The following is a 1471-nucleotide window of genomic DNA, read 5'->3' as shown; positions in this document are numbered from 1 at the left end:
CCGCTCGCTGGCCGACCATGGCTGGTCGCTGGCGCTGGGCCGCAGCAGCGAATTGCTGCTCGACGGCCTGCCGGCCTGGGAGGGCAGGGCGCAGGTGGGGTTGATCGCCGGCTCGGTCCCGCACGGGCTGGGCAGCCTGCTGGGCGCCATTGGCGAGGCCTCCGACGGCACCGTGGCGCTCGATGAGACCCACCTGCCGGGCCTGGCCGACCATTGCGTGGTCCCGGCAAGCCACAGCGGGCTGGTGTTTTCCCCCGAGGCGGCGCGCCAGACCGCCGCCTTCCTGCGCGATGGCCGCTTCCGGCCCGACCGCGCCGCCCACGCCGCCTGAGCACGGGCGGCCCCCCGGCCACGACTAACACGGTCGCGGCGGGCGATCAGGTAGAATCCGCGCCCTGTTCCTCATGCAAGCACGGTAATACCCATGGGTAGAGGTCCCTCGATCGAGAACCGCAAAAACGCGTCCGACGCGAAGCGCGGCAAGATTTTCACCAAGATCATCCGCGAGATCGGCGTTGCCGCGCGCGGCGGTGGAGGAGACCCCAACAACAACCCGCGCCTGCGGGTTGCCATGGACAAGGGCCTGGCCTCGAACATGTCCAAGGACGTGATCGAGCGCGCCATCAAGAAGGCCACCGGCGAACTGGAAGGCGTGGAATACGAGGAGATCCGCTACGAGGGCTATGCCCCCGGTGGCGTGGCCGTGATCGTGGACTGCCTGACCGACAACCGCGTGCGCACCGTGGCCGATGTCCGCCACGCGTTCAGCAAGTGCGGCGGCAACATGGGCACCGAAGGCTCGGTGGCCTTCATGTTCAAGCGCGTGGGCGTGCTGCATTTCGCCGCCGGCGCCAATGAAGAGACCATCACCGAGGCGGCCATCGAGGCCGGCGCGGACGACATCGTGGTGTACCCGGAAGACGGCGCGATCGACGTGTTGACCGCCGCCGACAGCTACCACGCGGTCAAGGACGCCATGGAAGCGGCCAAGCTGACCCCGGACCACGCCGAACTGACCTTCCGCGCCGACAACGACATCAAGGTCGAAGGCGACACCGCCCTGCAGGTCAAGAAGCTGCTGGACATGCTGGAAGACCTGGACGACGTGCAGGACGTGTTCTCCAACGCCGACCTCGGCGCGGACGCCTACGCCTGACCGGACGCGCTGCCGGTCGCCTTTGGCGACCGGTGGGCGGACAATGCGGACCATGATGACTCCAGCCGTTCCCTGCCATCGCCGCCGCACTGCTCCGTTCCGGGTCCTGCCCGGCCGCGTGCGTGCCGCATGACCCGCATCCTCGGCATCGACCCCGGTTCGCAACGCACCGGGGTGGGCATCATTGATGTGGATGCCACCGGCAAGGTCGTGCACGTGCACCACCTGCCGCTGGTATTGCTGGGCGCCGACGATTTCCCGCAGCGCATGAAGCTGCTGGTGCTGGGCCTGAACGCCCTGGTCGAGGAATACCGC

Annotated in this window: 2 protein-coding genes and 1 pseudogene; all 3 read left to right on the top strand. The window is 68.5% G+C overall.

Features of this window, described 5'->3' with window-relative positions:
• Positions 1–331: pseudogene (locus DBR34_RS23595) on the top strand (alpha/beta hydrolase); the annotation flags it as partial.
• Between the two features lie 93 nt (positions 332–424).
• Positions 425–1156: a YebC/PmpR family DNA-binding transcriptional regulator gene (locus DBR34_RS16835; RefSeq protein ID WP_128097646.1), complete on the top strand. Its 732-nt coding sequence runs from the start codon at positions 425–427 to the stop codon at positions 1154–1156.
• A 129-nt stretch (positions 1157–1285) separates the two neighbouring features.
• Positions 1286–1471 (top strand): crossover junction endodeoxyribonuclease RuvC (locus DBR34_RS23590; protein WP_258224039.1); only part of this gene is annotated, 186 nt, incomplete at its 3' end.

This window comes from Stenotrophomonas sp. HMWF003, from assembly GCF_003061285.1.
GTDB lineage: Bacteria > Pseudomonadota > Gammaproteobacteria > Xanthomonadales > Xanthomonadaceae > Stenotrophomonas > Stenotrophomonas maltophilia_AP.
Note: the sequence above shows the minus strand (reverse complement) of the source record. Positions and strands in the feature narration are given on the sequence as shown.